This is a genomic window from Lentzea atacamensis (genome assembly GCF_003269295.1).
GTDB lineage: Bacteria > Actinomycetota > Actinomycetes > Mycobacteriales > Pseudonocardiaceae > Lentzea > Lentzea atacamensis.
The window spans coordinates 411,676-426,688 of sequence record NZ_QLTT01000001.1; the positions used below are offsets into that span (position 1 = coordinate 411,676).

12 protein-coding genes are annotated in these 15,013 nt (G+C 71.7%); 6 read left to right on the plus strand and 6 right to left on the minus strand.

The features are described 5' to 3' along the window. Nucleotides 1–13: 13 nt before the first annotated feature. On the plus strand, nucleotides 14–760 hold the full coding sequence (locus C8D87_RS02190) for an IclR family transcriptional regulator (protein WP_112226217.1): 747 nt from the start codon (nucleotides 14–16) through the stop codon (nucleotides 758–760). A 40-nt stretch (nucleotides 761–800) separates the two neighbouring features. Here the strand turns inward: C8D87_RS02190 and C8D87_RS02195 are convergent, their stop codons facing one another. From C8D87_RS02195 to C8D87_RS02205, 3 genes are read right to left on the minus strand one after another with little or no spacing between them, the layout of a single operon-like run. Then, entirely contained in the window at nucleotides 801–2,237 is a 1,437-nt protein-coding gene (locus C8D87_RS02195) for an NAD-dependent succinate-semialdehyde dehydrogenase (protein WP_215732136.1), read from the minus strand. Continuing rightward, complete coding sequence (locus tag C8D87_RS02200) at nucleotides 2,237–5,074, minus strand: FAD-binding and (Fe-S)-binding domain-containing protein (protein WP_112225343.1); 2,838 nt, start codon at nucleotides 5,072–5,074, stop codon at nucleotides 2,237–2,239. The genes C8D87_RS02195 and C8D87_RS02200 overlap by 1 nt, the downstream gene beginning before the upstream one ends. Next, complete coding sequence (locus C8D87_RS02205) at nucleotides 5,071–6,330, minus strand: aspartate aminotransferase family protein (protein ID WP_112225344.1); 1,260 nt, start codon at nucleotides 6,328–6,330, stop codon at nucleotides 5,071–5,073. The genes C8D87_RS02200 and C8D87_RS02205 overlap by 4 nt, the downstream gene beginning before the upstream one ends. Nucleotides 6,331–6,541: 211 nt before the next feature. Here C8D87_RS02205 and C8D87_RS02210 point away from each other — a divergent pair, with 211 nt between their 5' ends. Next, entirely contained in the window at nucleotides 6,542–8,104 is a 1,563-nt protein-coding gene (locus C8D87_RS02210; protein WP_233441860.1) for a PucR family transcriptional regulator, read from the plus strand. A gap of 113 nt (nucleotides 8,105–8,217) precedes the next feature. Then, entirely contained in the window at nucleotides 8,218–8,367 is a 150-nt protein-coding gene (locus tag C8D87_RS45615; RefSeq protein ID WP_170166288.1) for a hypothetical protein, read from the plus strand. Here the strand turns inward: C8D87_RS45615 and C8D87_RS02220 are convergent. From C8D87_RS02220 to C8D87_RS02230, 3 genes are all read right to left on the minus strand, one after another. Continuing rightward, a complete protein-coding gene (locus C8D87_RS02220) occupies nucleotides 8,351–9,118 on the minus strand; it encodes an alpha/beta fold hydrolase (protein ID WP_112225347.1) in 768 nt (255 codons plus the stop codon). The two genes, C8D87_RS45615 and C8D87_RS02220, sit on opposite strands and share 17 nt — an antisense overlap. 28 nt (nucleotides 9,119–9,146) lie before the next feature. Beyond that, on the minus strand, nucleotides 9,147–10,133 hold the full coding sequence (locus C8D87_RS02225) for a glycoside hydrolase family 5 protein (protein WP_233441861.1): 987 nt from the start codon (nucleotides 10,131–10,133) through the stop codon (nucleotides 9,147–9,149). A gap of 160 nt (nucleotides 10,134–10,293) precedes the next feature. Beyond that, nucleotides 10,294–12,810, minus strand: a complete 2,517-nt coding sequence (locus tag C8D87_RS02230) for a CHAT domain-containing protein (protein WP_146771602.1) — start codon at nucleotides 12,808–12,810, stop codon at nucleotides 10,294–10,296. 75 nt (nucleotides 12,811–12,885) lie between these two features. On the opposite strand from C8D87_RS02230, the gene C8D87_RS02235 reads away from it, so the two are divergent. Genes C8D87_RS02235 through C8D87_RS02245 form a run of 3 tightly spaced genes read left to right on the plus strand, consistent with a single transcriptional unit; the run spans nucleotide 12,886 to nucleotide 14,923 of the window. Then, complete coding sequence (locus C8D87_RS02235) at nucleotides 12,886–14,076, plus strand: S8/S53 family peptidase (RefSeq protein WP_112225349.1); 1,191 nt, start codon at nucleotides 12,886–12,888, stop codon at nucleotides 14,074–14,076. Beyond that, nucleotides 14,076–14,369 (plus strand): hypothetical protein, encoded by a 294-nt coding sequence (locus tag C8D87_RS02240; protein WP_109636751.1) that lies wholly within the window; start codon nucleotides 14,076–14,078, stop codon nucleotides 14,367–14,369. The genes C8D87_RS02235 and C8D87_RS02240 overlap by 1 nt, the downstream gene beginning before the upstream one ends. Then, nucleotides 14,366–14,923, plus strand: coding sequence for a carboxymuconolactone decarboxylase family protein (locus C8D87_RS02245; RefSeq protein ID WP_112225350.1), 558 nt, complete (start codon nucleotides 14,366–14,368; stop codon nucleotides 14,921–14,923). Before C8D87_RS02240 ends, C8D87_RS02245 begins: the two co-directional genes overlap by 4 nt. Nucleotides 14,924–15,013 lie beyond the last annotated feature (90 nt).

The window sequence follows — 15,013 nt, forward strand, 5'->3', positions numbered from 1 at the left end:
GTAACGTGTGGAGATGAAAAGCGTGACCAGGTCGCTGCGCATCCTGGAGGCGGTTGCGCATCACCAGCCGGTCACGGTGGGAGAACTGACCAAGCTCTTCGGGCTGCCCAAGTCGACTGTTCAGCGCACGCTCGTCACACTGCACGAGGCGGGCTGGTTGCGCGCGAACCGCAAGGACACGACGCGTTGGGAGATCGGTGCGCGCGTGCTCGCGGTGCGGCCGGCGGCCCTGCAGGGTTCCAGCCTGTTCGCGGCTGCCCGCGACCCGATGATCCGGTTGCGGGACAAGGTCAACGAGACCATCCACCTGTCTGTACCCGACGCGCTGGACTGCATGGTGGTGGTCGACCGCGTCGACTCGTCACACGCCGTGCGCACGTTCCACGAGATCGGTGACATCTCTCCGCTGCACGCCACGGCGACAGGGCGGGCAATACTGTCCAACACGGGCAAGTCCGATGTGGACGAAGTACTGGCCCGGCGGCTGGAGAGCTACGGCGAGGCCACCATCACCGATCCGGAGCAGCTCAAGGCAGAGCTGGAGCAGGCACGGGCGAACGGCTACGCGCTCAACCGCAACCAGTTCCGGCCCGGCGTCTGCGCGATCGCCTCAGCGATCCTGGATGAGGACGGCACCCCGCTGGCGGCGGTGGCGATCTCCATGCCGGACTCCCGCTTCGAGCCGGACCGGCTGCCAGAGCTGGGCCGGATGGTCGCGGACACCGCCAAGGAGATCTCCAACCGCAGACTGGGTTCCTGAGGTCGTGAGTGGTTTCCGTCGCCATGGCAACGGAAACCACTCACGACACCGGCACCGCCACGTACTTGTAGTCCAGGAACTCGTCGATGCCCACGCGGCCGCCCTCGCGGCCCAGCCCGGACTGCTTCACGCCACCGAACGGCGCGGCGGGGTTGGAGACGAGCCCGGTGTTGAGGCCGACCATGCCCGCCTCCAGCCGTTCGCTCACGCGCAGCGCCCGGTCGAGCGACTCGGTGAAGACGTAGCCGACGAGTCCCCACTCGGTGTCGTTGGCCTGGCGCACGACCTCGTCCTCGTCGTCGAACGTCAGGATCGCCGCGACCGGGCCGAAGATCTCGGTCCCCATCAGGTCGCTGTCCGGTGACACCCGGCTCAGCACGGTCGGAGGGTAGAAGCTGCCGGGACCGGTGGGCGTCCTGCCGCCGGCGAGCACGCGCGCGCCGCGCTGGACGGCGTCCTCGACCAGGCGCTCCACCTTGCGGCGTCCGTTCTGGTCGATCAACGGACCGACGTCGACTCCGGGTTCGGTACCGGGTCCGACGGTGAGCGCGCTCATGCGGGCGGCAAGCCGCACGGCGAACTCCTCCGCGACGTCGCGGTGCACGAAGAACCGGTTGGCCGCCGTGCAGGCCTCACCCATGTTGCGCATCTTGGCGACCATCGCGCCGTCGACGGCCTTGTCCAGATCGGCGTCGTCGAACACGATGAACGGCGCGTTGCCGCCCAGCTCCATCGACGTGCGCACGACCTGCTCGGCGGACTGCTCCAGCAGGAGCTTGCCGACCTGGGTGGACCCGGTGAAGGACAGCTTGCGGATGCGGCCGCCGCGCAGCAGCGGCTCGACGACCTCCCCCGGCTTGGACGTCGTGACGACGTTCAGCACGCCGTCTGGCAGCCCTGCCTCGCGCAGGATCTCCGCCAGCACGAGGCTGGACAACGGCGTCTGCGGCGCGGGCTTGAGCACCATCGTGCAGCCGGCCGCGATCGCCGGGCCGATCTTGCGGGTGCCCATGGCCAGCGGGAAGTTCCACGGCGTGATCAGCAGGCACGGCCCGACCGGGCGGCGCATCAGCAGCATCCGGTTGCGGCCGTCCGGCAGGGTGCCGAACCCGCCCTCGATCCGCACGGCCTCCTCGGAGAACCAGCGGAAGAACTCCGCCGCGTACGCGACCTCGCCCCTGGCCTCCGACAGTGGCTTGCCCATCTCCGTGGTCATCAGCAACGCGAGCTCGTCGGTGCGCGAGACGATGATGTCGTAGGCGCGGCGCAGGATCTCGCTGCGCGCCCTCGGCGCGGTGGCGGCCCACTCCTCCTGCACGCGCACCGCGGCGTCCACGGCGAGCTGCGCGTCCTTGGCTCCCGCGTCGGCGACGTGGCAGACGACCTCGCCGGTCGCCGGGTTGTCGACGGGCATCGTGGCGCCGTCCGCGGCGTCCACCCACGTGCCGCCGATGAACAACTGCTTCGGAACTTCCATCACGGGTCTCCTCCTGGGTCGAGCAGCTCTGCCAGGTGCACGGCGCGCACGCCCCGACCGCCCGCGAGGTGGTCGACCTGGGTGGCGCAGCTGAAGCCGTCCGCCACGACGACGGCATCGGGGTTTTCTTCCAGTCGCGGCCGCAGGGCGAGGTCCGCCACGGCCATCGAGGTGTCGTAGTGCTCCGCCTCGAAGCCGAAGTTGCCCGCGAGCCCGCAGCAGCCCTCCGCCTCGGTCACGGTGCGCACGCCGAGCCGGCGCAGCAGGTCGCGCGGGCGCCGGCCGCCGAACGTGGCGTACTCGTGGCAGTGCGTCTGCAGCACCACGGAGTCCGGCACGACCGGCTTCCAGTCCGAAGTGGGCAGATCCGTCAACGCGGCCGTGAGCGTGTGGACCCGCGCCGCCACGCGGCGGGCGGCGTCGGTGTCCAGCAGGTCGGGCACGTCCCGCTTCAGCGCCGCCGCGCAGCTCGGTTCGGCGACGACGATCGGCAGGTCGCGGTGCGGGCCGCGGTCGAGCCGGGTGACGGTGCGGGCCATCACCCGGCGCGCCACCGACAGCTGACCGGTGCTGACCCACGTGAGGCCGCAGCACAGTCCGCTGCTCGGTGTGCAGGGCACCCCCGCCGCACCGAGCACACGGGCAGCAGCACCGGCGACCTGGGGACGGAAGGCGCGCGTGAAGCTGTCCACGAACAGCAACGCGGCCGGTCTGTCGACCGCCGTGCGCAGAACTGAACGCAGCGCACGGCGGGACGCGAAGGAAGGGATGGCCCGGCGGGTGGTGACACCACCGAGCCACGCGGCCACCTTGCCCAGCGGGCCGCGCAGGACCGCGTTCAGCGGCCGTGCGACGTGGCCGGCGAGCTTGGAGGTCGCGGGCAGCCATCCCAGTGAGTAGTGCGAGCGCGGCCGGATCCGGCCGCGGTGGTGCTGGTGCAGGAACTCGGCCTTGTAGGTGGCCATGTCCACCCCGGTGGGGCAGTCGCTGGAACAGGCCTTGCACGACAGGCAGAGGTCCAGCGCGTCCTTGACCTCGGTGGAGCGCCAGCCGTCCCGGACGACGTCGCCGCGCAGCATCTCCTGCAGCATCCGCGCACGGCCGCGGGTGGAGTGGTTCTCCTCCCCCGTCGCGCGGTAGCTCGGGCACATCACGCCGCCGGAGCTGCCACGACAGCGGCCGACACCGACGCAGCGCCGGACCGCGCCCGCGAAGCCGTCCTCGTCGTGGGGGAACGTGAAGAGCGTCGTGCGTCCCTGCGGCTGCGGGACGTCCAGCGCGAGATCGGCATCGACCGCCGCAGGTGCCACGATCACGCCGGGGTTCAGCAGGCCGTCCGGGTCGAACACCCGCTTGAAAGCCTCGAACGCCCCGATGATCGCCGGGCTGTACATGACCTCCAGCAGTTCGCTGCGCGCCCGTCCGTCACCGTGCTCGCCGGAGAGCGTGCCGCCGTGGCGGACGACGACCTCGGCCGCCTCGTGCAGGAACCGGCGGGTGGCGTCCCTGCCCTCCTCGCTGCCGAGGCCGAAGTCGATGCGCACGTGCACGCACCCGGCACCGAAGTGTCCGTAGAGGACTCCGGTGAGCCGGTGCGCGGCCAGCAGCGCGCGGAAGTCGCGCAGGTAGCCCGCCAGGTTCTCGGGCGCGACCGCCGCGTCCTCCCAGCCCGGCCACGACTCGCCGCCGTCGACCAGCCGGGCGGCGAGGCCCGCCCCGTCCTCGCGCACCCGCCACAGCGAACGCCGCTCCTCGCTGTCGGCCACCCGGCCGTCGACCATGCGGCCGCGGGCCTTCAACGTGTCGAGCAACTCCCCGGCGCGGACGGCGACATCTGCCTCGTCGTCGCCGTCCAGCTCGACGTACAGCCAGGCGCTCCCGTCCGGCAGGCCGGTGACCGAGCCGGGGCCGCGGCGGGCGCGCATCGTGGCGACGATCGCCGCGTCCATGCCCTCGACCGCGGTCGGGTTCCAGCGCAGGATCTCCGGCACGTCCTCGGCGGCGTCCACGACGTCGTCGTAGCCCAGGGCCAGCAACGTCACCACGGGCGACGTCGTCACGAGCCGGACGGTCGCCGCCACGACGACCGCGCACGTGCCCTCGGTGCCGACCAGGGCGCGGGCCAGGTCGAACCCGTTCTCCGGCAGGAGGTGGTGCAGCTGGTAACCGGAGACCTGGCGCGGGATGCGGCCCAGTTCGGTGCGGATCGGCGCCAGGTGGTCGCCGATCAACCGCCGCAGTGCCGCCTCCAGCTCGGCGACCGCGCCGTAGTCCGCGGGGTCGGCGGGACGCAGTCCGGTGTGGTCCGCGATCGCGTGCAGACCGTCGATGGTGATGATCTCCAGCGCCTCCACGTGACCGCTGGTGCGCCCGTGCCGCACGGACCGGTTGCCGCACGCGTCGTTGCCGATCATGCCGCCGATCGTGCAGCGACTGTGTGACGACGGGTCCGGGCCGAACGTGAGGCCGTGCGGTGCGACCGCATCGCACAGGTCGTCCAGCACGACCCCGGCCTCGACCCGAGCGGTGCGGTTCTCCTGGTCGATGCTGAGGATCCGGTTCATGCCGCGGGAGAAGTCGAGCACGAGGCCCGGCCCGACGGCGTTGCCCGCCATGCTCGTGCCGCCACCTCGCGCCGTGACCGACACACCGAGCTCCTTGCAGGCCCGCAGCGCCGCGGACACCTCCTCTGGAGAACGGGGGAAGGCCACGGCGCGAGGCGCCACCCGGTAGTTGGAGGCGTCGTAGGCGTAGGGCGCAGTTCCTCCGGCCTTCGCCTCCACCCGCATTCCGGGGGCGGTCTTGGCGAGCAGTCGCACCAGCGGGTCGGCTGTCATCGAGCCGACACTCCCGCTTCCACGGCGGCGGACCAGGCCCGCAGCCCTTCGTCGACGGCGTACTCGTCGATCACGAGGGCAGGGATCATCCGCACGACCTGGTTCCACGCGCCGCACAGCAGCAGGAGCAGGCCCTGGTCCACGGCGGCGCGCTGAACCCGGCCGGCGGTCTCCGGGTCGGGGCTGCCGTCCTCGTTGACGAACTCGGTCGCGAGCATCAGGCCCGCGCCCCGCACGTCGCCGATCGCCGGTGTCCTGGCGGCGACCGCTTCCAGGCCCGCCCGCAGCCGCGCGCCCATCAGCTCGGCGTTCTGCACGAGCTTCTCCTCCTCGACGACCTCCAGCGTGGCGACGGCGGCCGCGCACGCCACGGCGTTCGCGCCGTAGGTGCCGCCCTGCGAGCCCGGCCACGCCTTGCTCATCAGCTCCTCGCCCGCCGCGATGCCGGACAGGGTGAAGCCGCTGGCCAGGCCCTTGGCGGTGACGAGGATGTCCGGCGTGACGCCGGAGTGCTCGTGACCCCAGAACCGGCCCGTGCGCCCGACGCCGGTCTGCACCTCGTCGAGGATCAGCAGGAAGCCGTGCCGGTCGGCGCGCTCACGCAGGCCCTCCAGGAACGCGCGGGGAGCGGGCACGTAGCCGCCCTCGCCCAGCACCGGCTCGACGATGAGCGCCGCGGTGTCGGCGGGCGAGGAGATCGTCTGCAGCACGTAGTCCAGCTCCTGCAGGGCGAACCGCGTCGCGGTCTCCTCGTCCCAGCCGTAGCGGTAGGCCGTCGGGAACGGCGTGACCACCACACCGCTCATCAACGGGGAGAAGCCCGAGCGGAACCGCGTGCCGGAGGTCGTCATGGAGGCGGCGGCGACGGTGCGGCCGTGGAAGCCGCCGTGGCAGACGAGGATGTTCGGCCTGCCGGTGGCCTGCCGCGCGAGCCGCATCGCCGCCTCCACGGCCTCGCTGCCGGAGTTGACGAAGAACAGGCTGTCGAGGCCCTGCGGCAGCACCTCGCCCAGCTTGTCGACCAGCCGGCGCAGCGGCTGGTGCATGACCGTCGTGTACTGGCCGTGGATCAGCGTCGCGACCTGCTCCTGGGCCGCGGCCACCACCTTGGGGTGGCAGTGCCCGGTGCTGGTGACGCCGATGCCCGCGGTGAAGTCGAGGTACCGCCGGCCGTCTTCCCCGTACAGGTGCACGCCCTCACCGCGGACCGCGACGACGGGGGTGGCTTGGCGCAGGTGCGGTGACAGAGCGGTCATGGTCATCTCCCGGGCGGAGTGGTCGTGTTCTTCGTGCGGTCACCTGAGCGTTGCCGCAGCGACGCACGCCGACAACGCGTGTTCTGTCCGGCTGAGGGCCGTTGTTTGGACGTTTTGTCAACCGCGGCCGACCGGCCTCGCCGTCCGGAGCCCTCCCGAGGCGTCCGGATCCGCGCTTGCGCAGGTGAGGACCGCTTGTCAAAGTGGCGCCGTGCCCCAGAAGCAAGGTCTCACCGTGGCCGACGTGCTGGCCCTGCCCGTGCTGGCCTCAGGCCGGCCCGAGGTCGTGGCCGGCGAGCAGAACCTCGACCGGCTGGTGCGCTGGGTGCACATCACCGAGCTGACCGACCCGGCGTCGTTCCTCAAGGGCGGCGAGCTGGTCCTCACGACCGGTGTGCCGCTGCCCGGTGACGCCTCCCTGGTGCGCCGCTACGTCGACGAGCTCGCGGACGTCGGCGCCGCCGCGCTGGTCCTGGAGCTGGTCCGCCGGTTCCACCGCGCGCCGGAACCGCTGATCCGCGCCTGCCGCGCCCGCGGACTGCCGCTGGTCACGCTGGCGAGGGACGTGAACTTCCTGGAGGTCACGCAGGTCGTCCACACGCTGATCCTGGGCAACCAGACCGAGGTGCTGCGCCGGACCCAGCAGATCCACGAGGCCTTCACGACGCTGACGCTGCGCGGCGCGGGACCGGAGGAGGTGGTGCGGACGGCGGTCGAGATGAGCCGCCGCACCGTCGTGCTGGAGAACCTCGCCCACCAGGCGGTCATCTGCGAACCCGCCGGAACCGACGCGGAGACCGCACTGGCGCACTGGGAACGGCGGTCGCGGGCCACTCCCGTCGTGGACCACACGGAGGTGCTCGGCGAGGAGGGCTGGCTGACCACGCCGGTCGAGTTCCAGGGCGAGCGCTGGGGCCGTGTCGTCATGCTGCCGGACACCAGGTCCTTCAGCGCCGAGGACGTCACCGTTCTCGAACGAGCCGCCATGACGCTGACGATCGCCCGGCTCATCCACTCCACCGCGTGGGAACGCCGGGCGCACCGCACGGTGCTGCACGACATCGCCGAACAGCGCTACCGCTCCCCCGGCGAGGCGCGAGCCCGCGCCGCCGCTCTCGGCCTGCCCGTCACCGACGCCTCGTTCCTCGCCGTGCTGGTCGACGTTCCGCGCAGCGCTGGAGAGGTGGAAACCCTGCTGTCGCGGACGCTGGAGCGGACCGCTCTGGTGGGCACGCTCACCGAACGGCGTGTCGGCGTGCTGCTGTTCCTGCGCAAGGGTCAGCCCTGGCAGTCCACAGTGGAACAGCTGAGCCGCACCGCACGGGAGGAGGACGCCGGCGCGGTGGTGAGCGTCGGGTGCGAGGTCGGCGACCTCACCCACGTCGCGCGCTCGTTCCGTGAGGCAGGGCGAGTGGCCGAAGCGGTTCTTCCCGGCTCCGACCTGCTCTTCCACCGGCTGTCCGACATCGGCCTGCGGCACCTGCTGCACACCCTGCGCGACGACGTCCGCGTACAGGACTACGTCGAACGGCAGATCGGCCGGCTGGTCGAGCACGACGCCCGCAACGGCACCGAACTGCTGCCCACCCTGCGCCACTACCTCGACGCCGCCGGCAACAAGACCATCGCCGCACGCCGCGGCGGCATCTCCCGCCAGACGCTGTACGACCGCTTGCACGCGCTGGAACGGCTGCTCGACCGCGACCTCGAGCTGGGCGAGCACCGCACCGAACTGCACGTCGCGCTCCTCACGCTCGACGTGCTCCGCGGCTGACACCCGCCGACCGGCTGGTCCCGGGCAGCCGGTCGGCGGGCTGTCGGGGCCGGGTCACCGGTGTTCGCGGGTGGTGCCGCGTGCCGAACACGGTGGTGAGAAAGGAGTCCACCGTGGACCATCAGGACCGCGAACCGAACCTCGCCATCGACCTCGCTCTCACGTTCCAGCCCGGCCACGGAGTGGAACGCACACCGGACGCCGCCCTCGATCAGGCCCCCGCGAACCAGGACGACGGTTCCAGTCTCACCGACCCGTCCTGATCCTCAGCACGGCCTCCGCCACCGCGTCCGGACGATCCAGCTGCATCAGATGCCCCGAACCCGGCACGATGCGATGCACCCCACGTGGTGCGAGAGCAACCATCGCCTCGTGGGCAGCGAGGATGCGGCGTGCCGAACGCGGACCACCCAGCGCCTCTCCCGCCGTGAGCACCCACCACGGCACATCGGGCAACGGGTGCACACCACGCAATCCGTCCACTTCGGACACCAGATCCGCATAGCCTGCCAGCTCCGCCACCGCGGCGGCGCGCGCCGGTGGCCGGCCGGCCAGCCGCAGCAACGGACTCACGCACCGCGCCGCCAGATCGGCCAGTCCGAGCCGGGCGACGGCGGTGGCGAGCACCGCCCCCGGATCGAACGGTCGGCCGATCCCCGGTGGCGCGAGACTCGGGTCCACGAGCACCGCACCGCACACGCGCGAAGGCCGCAGCCGCACGCAGGCCTCCACGTGCAAGCCGGCGAGCGAGTGCCCGACCAGCACGACCGGAGCCCCCGCGATGTCCAGCACCTCGTCCAGCACGGCCACCTCCCGCCGCGCCGACGGTGCCTCCGGCGACGGTGCGCTCGCCCCGTACCCCGGCCGATCGAACCGCAGCACCCGCATCGACGGTGCCAGCAGCCTGGTCAACGGGTCCCAGTCGGTGAGCGCGCCCGCGAGCCCCGAGGTGAGCACGACGGGAGGCCCGTCCGCCGGTCCGTCCCCGAGAACATGGATCACGAGAACCAGCATGCCGGAAACCGTCGCGACAGGAGTGCGCCTACCGGCTGCTGTAGACGGTGGCTTCCTTCGAGGTCTGCCGGATCCCGTTGGGGCCGTTGAGGAACCGCTCACCCCACGGCGTGAGACGGGCCGGATCGAACGAGGTGACGAGGTCGAGGTACTCGACGCCGCCGCTGTTGCCGCTCCACGACCAGCCGAGGTAGCCGAGGCCGCGTTCCTGGGCCTGGGCCATGATCGCGTTCTCGTCCGGGTCACCGTCCGAGTGCTTGTCCCCGAACTCCCCCACCACGAGCGGGAGCGCGGCGGCCCGGAACGCGTCGAAGTAGGCACCGACCTTCGCGGGGGTGTTGTAGAGGCCGTACATGTGGACCGAGAAGACCGTGTTGTGCAACGGATCCGCCTTGAGGACCGAGGCCGCGTCGTTGCGCATGATGTGCGCCCAGTCCTGCCCCCACATCGGCGCGTCCGCCATCAGCAGGTGCCGCAGCCCCGCCGCGCGCAGCCGGCTGATCGCCTTGCTCGTCGCGCTCGCCCAGAACGGGCTCACCAGCAGGTTGTTGCCGAACGGCTCGTTGCCCAGGTTGATCACGACGTGGGCCTCCTGGCCCCGCAGCGCCGCGGCCACCCCGATCCACCAGGTGGCGGCCTGGTCGAGGCTCGCGGCGCCGAGCTGGTCGCCGTACCCCGTGGTGTCGTGGGCTTCCAGCACGCAGATCAGCCGCGACCGCTTGCACAGCGAGACGACCTCGCTGACGTCGGCGGCCGACGTCGGTCCCCACCGCTGCCCGCTGCCCAGCACGACCCGGACGGTGTTGGCACCGAAGGACTTGATGTCCGCGAACGAGCCGGTCCGGTCCGGGAACCACACGTGCGGGTGGTTCACGCCGCGCATCACGAACGCGGCGCCGTTCGCCTCGACGACCCGCGCGCCGTCGACGTGCAGACCCACCGCGGTGTCGGCGGAAGCGGGAGACACACCGGCGGCGAGGATCAAGCCTGCCAGCACTGCACGAAGCCAGGTCACAGCGGCGCACTCTATCGACTTGATCACCCGCGAAGCACTCCGCCGGACGGCCGCTCATCATCCGTCACCTCCGGCACGCGAACCGAGCCGGCGTGCGTGGGGCGAAGCAGCGCCCCCTCACGAAGCACGGTCACATGAAATCCCTGCCTGCCAAGAAGACCTAGGCCCCGACGCAGACGAACCCGTTGGGCTCGCCGAGTTCCTCCTGGGCCTCGGCGAGCGCCCGCGCCGGGGGCAGGTTGTCGCGCAACCGGCGGTGCACCGCGATCATCAGCTCCTTGGTCGCGGCGTCCGGGACCGGGACGACCGAGGCGATCAGCTGCGAGGCACCGCGTTCGAGGAACGTCGCGGCCAGGCCCAGAAGTTCGTTGCCCGCCACCACCACAGAGCGGCCGACGTCGCACGCGGCCATGATCACGGTTTCCGGGACCTGGTCGAGCCGCTGGACGTCGTAGACGACCAGCGGTCCGTCGTGCAGCGACAGCGCCGAGAACAACGGGTTGTCCGGGTTGAGCCGGCCGTGCGCCGCGAGGTGCACGGTCCCGGCCGTGCCGAGGATCTTCAACACCTCGTCGACCGTCGCGTCAGGAGGGTTGGCGGTCTGGTGGATGTCCGCCACGGCCCGCGCTTCCTCCTCCGCGCCCGGCAGACCCGGACCGCTGGCGACGGCGAAGGTCCTCGCGCGGGCAGGACGGTTCGCCGCGGTGTGCCACAGCGTTGCCGAGGGTGACACCACGACCGGCTTTCCCCGGCACGACGGCAAAGTCGACCACGGAACGCCGTGGAGCACACCGGTCGGCACGACGACCAGCGGGCGATCGGCACGAGGCAGGAGCAGCTCGTCCAGCTTCGCGGCCGTGGCGTGCAACAGTTTCCTGACGTCCGGACGGGGTCGCTTGGCCAGGTGCCGCAAGGCGAACGGAACGCGTTCGAGCAGACCGCTCACCTCGGCGACGGTTCCGATCCCGCGCAACGTCAGCCGGCCGTCGACGATCGTCAGCGCCAGCAGGCAGCCGTCGATCTCGATGAACTGGACCAGCACGCGGTCACCGAGGTCCAGTTCGGACGGACGCACCGGCTCGGCGGGGCCGCCGGCGGTGGCGCGGAGCAGGCGGCTGCGGTTCTTGATCCGGCGTTCGAGGTCCACCTGCCGGTGTTCGAGCTTCACCGCGGGACGGCCCTCGGCGCGAGCGAGCTCCAGTTCCGCGACCGTGGCGCGCAGCTGCGGCAGCAGCGAGGCGAGTTCCGGGTCGTCCGGCGGGCGGACGGACCGGTGGAGGAACCGGCTCGCCCGGCCGCGTTCCGCCCATTCGAAGACGTCTGCGGCCCTGCCGGTGCCCAGGGCGACGCGCAGACCCAGCGAGGCCAGGTCAGCGCGGTGCAGGGCCGAGTGCGCACGAAGATCACCGGCGCCCAGCGCGGCGTGGTTCTCGTCGAGCACCCGCAGGCCGCGCCGGGCCGCCGCCAGCGCCGAACGAGGACCGGTGCGTTGACGCAGAAGGGCTTCGGCGTACCAGCCGCGAGCCCGCAACGTCGCCGGGCCGCCACTGCGTGCGCGGCTCGCGATGCCCAGGTGCGAGACCGCGCGCGCCTCCTGCCTCCGGCGTTCCGCGACCAGAGCCAGGTCGATGTGCGCCTGCACCACGGCGGCAGGGCGGCCGGCCAGTGCCGCGATCATCCCGTCGGGATCGCTGATGCGGCACGGCTTCCCTGCGCTCAACGCGGCACGCAGCACCGTCGCGCGAGCCAACGCGGCGTGGTGGTGCCGTCCCTGCCGGGTGAACTGGGCGAGCGCGGCGCGGGCGTACTTGCCTGCGGCAGCCCAGTCGGAGGCCAGCAGGGCCGCGTCGGCGAGCAGCAGACGCGTCTCGGGGACCTTGAGCTGGCGGCCCTCGGCACGGAAGGCGGAGATGGCCTGCGAGGCGTGCTCGCGTGCTTCACCCACCAGGCCCACGGACAGCAGCAACTCCGCGCGGTCTTCCAGCACCGGCGCCAGCTGGCCCCCGTGGTGCGCGATGATCTCCTCTGCGCGGTCCAGGTGTGCCAGGGCGGCCGGGACGTCACCGCGGCGGCTCTCCACGAACCCGAGGTTCTCGGCGATGATGCCCACGACGAGGTCACGGCCGAGCTCACGTGCCAGCCGTTCGGCCTCCAGCAGGTCCTTCACCGCCGCGGCGAAGTTGAGGCGCTCCGCCTGCAGGATCCCCCGGTTGACCAGGATGCGCTGCAGGGCGAGCCGGTCACCGCTGCGGCGCAGCGCGCGCTCGGCGGACTGGTAGTCGGCGAACGCGTCGTCGAGGTGGCCGAGGTGGTAGAGGATCACCGCCCGCTGGCCCCGTGCCCGAGCGCCCAGCACGGGCACCGCCAGGTCCACCTCGCGCAACGCCGAAGCGGCACGGCCCTGCTGGACGAGGGCGAACGCGAGCTTCATCCGGCTCTCGGCGGCCGCCTTCCCCACCCCGAGCCGGACCGCACGGCGCAGGTGGGTGACGGCCTCGGACACCTGCCCGGTCTGGGCCAGCGCGTACCCCCACGCCTGCTCGGCCAGCGCCTGAGCGGCGGCGTCACCGGAGGCGTCCCCGACCACGAGCGGGGCCAGCGGGAGCACCCGCGCCGGGTCGACGTCCGCGAGCCGCATCGCCTCACGTGCGGCTTGTAACGCGGATCCGGGCGGCATGATGACCAATGTGCCAGGTATAAACGCCGGGCGTGGCGGCATCGGTTCGGCGGAAGCTCACCCGCGGAGGCTGAAGTGCAGAAGGACGACAAGGACCAGGCCGCACCCGACACGCTCGTCGTGGACCTCACCGAGATCGAGGTCGTCGGTTCGGTGCTCGACGACCTCGGGATCTGGGTCACCGAGACCGAGAAGGTCGTCGAGTTCGACCTCGCGCTGCTGAAGCTCGAGCTCGGCGGCGCGGCCCTCACCGACATCGACCCCGTGCTCGCCGAACTGCGCGCCCGGTTCGCGGGGCGTGCCGCCGGCTGGTCACCGCTCATCGGCAAGAACCGGAGGATGGCGAGCGTCTTCGGCGCGTACCCGCAGACCAAGAGCATGAGCCTCTGGGACCCGGTGCCCGCCGAGGACTCGCTGCCGACCTTCACCCGTGAGGCGGGCGAGGGGGTGCGGATCGGCCTGCTCGACACGAGGATCTACGAACACCCCGCTCTCGCCGGCCTCGACATCGAGACCCCCGACCCCGCCACCCGGTTCGGCAAGGACCCCGGCACGGAGTGCACCGTCGAGGACGGGCACGGTGTGTTCACGGCGGGCCTCATCCTGGAGCAGGCGCCGAGAGCCACCCTCGTCGCGCGGCACGTGCTGGGTTCCGACGGCAAGGCCTACGCGTGGGACGTGATCAAGAAGCTCGCCGAGTTCCTGAACAACAAGCATCCGGTCGACCTCATGGTGCTGGCCAGCGGCTGCCGCAACACCCTCGACGGCCGCCCGCCGCTGATCGTCGAGCGCGCGATGGAACGGCTGAGCGCGCACATGATGATCGTGGCCGCCGCCGGCAACCACGGGATCGTCGAGGGCATGTCCTCCGACGTCCACACCACGCGCAACTCGGCAACATGGCCGGCCGCGCTTCCGCGCGTCGTCGCCGTCGGGGTGGCCGGCGCCAGCTACAGCCCTCAGCTGCCGTGGGTCAACTGCGCCGTCCATCTCGGGGAGGACCCGAGGTTCGTCAGCACGTACCTCGAAGACGACAACGTGAAGATGCTCGACGGCACCACCCACGTGGACTTCTCCAAGGGCTACGCGTCCTGGGTGGGCACGTCCTCTGCCGCGGCGTACGTGGGCGGGATGGTCGCCGCGAAGCTGGCGGCGTCGGACAAGAAGAGCGCCTACGAGGTGCTGCCGGAGGTGTGCGCCGGGCCGACCGTGAAGGAGTTCGACTGGCAGTACCGCGACGACGGGAGCCAGCGCATACTCGGCTGATGGACGACCCGGGCGGCAGGCTGGCCGCGCTGCGTGCGGCGGTGCTCGGCGGGCCCGGTGCCACGGACCGCGACCTGCGCCGGGCGGCGGCCTCGGGAGCCGCGCCCGGCGTGTGGTCGGGCTACGTCCGCTCCGTGCGCGAAGCCTCCTACCGGGTGTCCGAAGAGGACATCGCGGTGTTGAAAGCCGGCGGGATCGGCGAGGAGGAGATCTTCGAGGTCACCGTGGCCGCGGCCGTGGGCGCAGCCTTCGACCGGCTCGAAGCAGGCCTGCGGGCGGTGGCGGAGTCATGAGGCTCGGGGTCCTGGAACACGGGCACGGCCGGGCGGCCCGGTGGTTCCAGAAGATCGTGGTCACGCTCATGGGCCACGAGGTGGACGACGTCGTCAAAACGGCGATGCACCGGCCCGGTTTCTTCGGCAGGCACTTCTTCGCCTACGGCCAGGAAGTCCTGCGCGGGCCGTCGTTCTGGACGGTGGCCGAGCGCGAGCACCTCGCCGCGGTGTCCTCCGAGCTCAACGAGTGCCCGTTCTGCGTGCGGGTGCACACCGAGACAGCACGCCTCGCGGGACACCACGACGTGCGGCCGGAACTCGCCGCCGTGATCACCTTCATCACGCTGCTCAACCGCGGCGGGGTCACCGCGGCCGACGCGGCGGCGGTGCGCGCGGCCGGGGTGCCGGTCGAGGCCCTCGTGGAAGCGTTGCACGTCAACACGATCTTCAACATCGTCAACCGGCTCGGCAACGCGTTCGGCTGGAGCTGGGACTCCGACGAGCACGTCCACGCCGCCGCACGCGTGATCCAGCGAACCCGCTATCGGTTGCCAGGACTCGTGTTGCGGTGACGGCACGCGGCCACACGGTCACGTCGTGCCACCGTTGAGCCGAACGAGTAGGGCCGAAAGGCTCGTCAATGTAACGCCCGATCGGCGTAG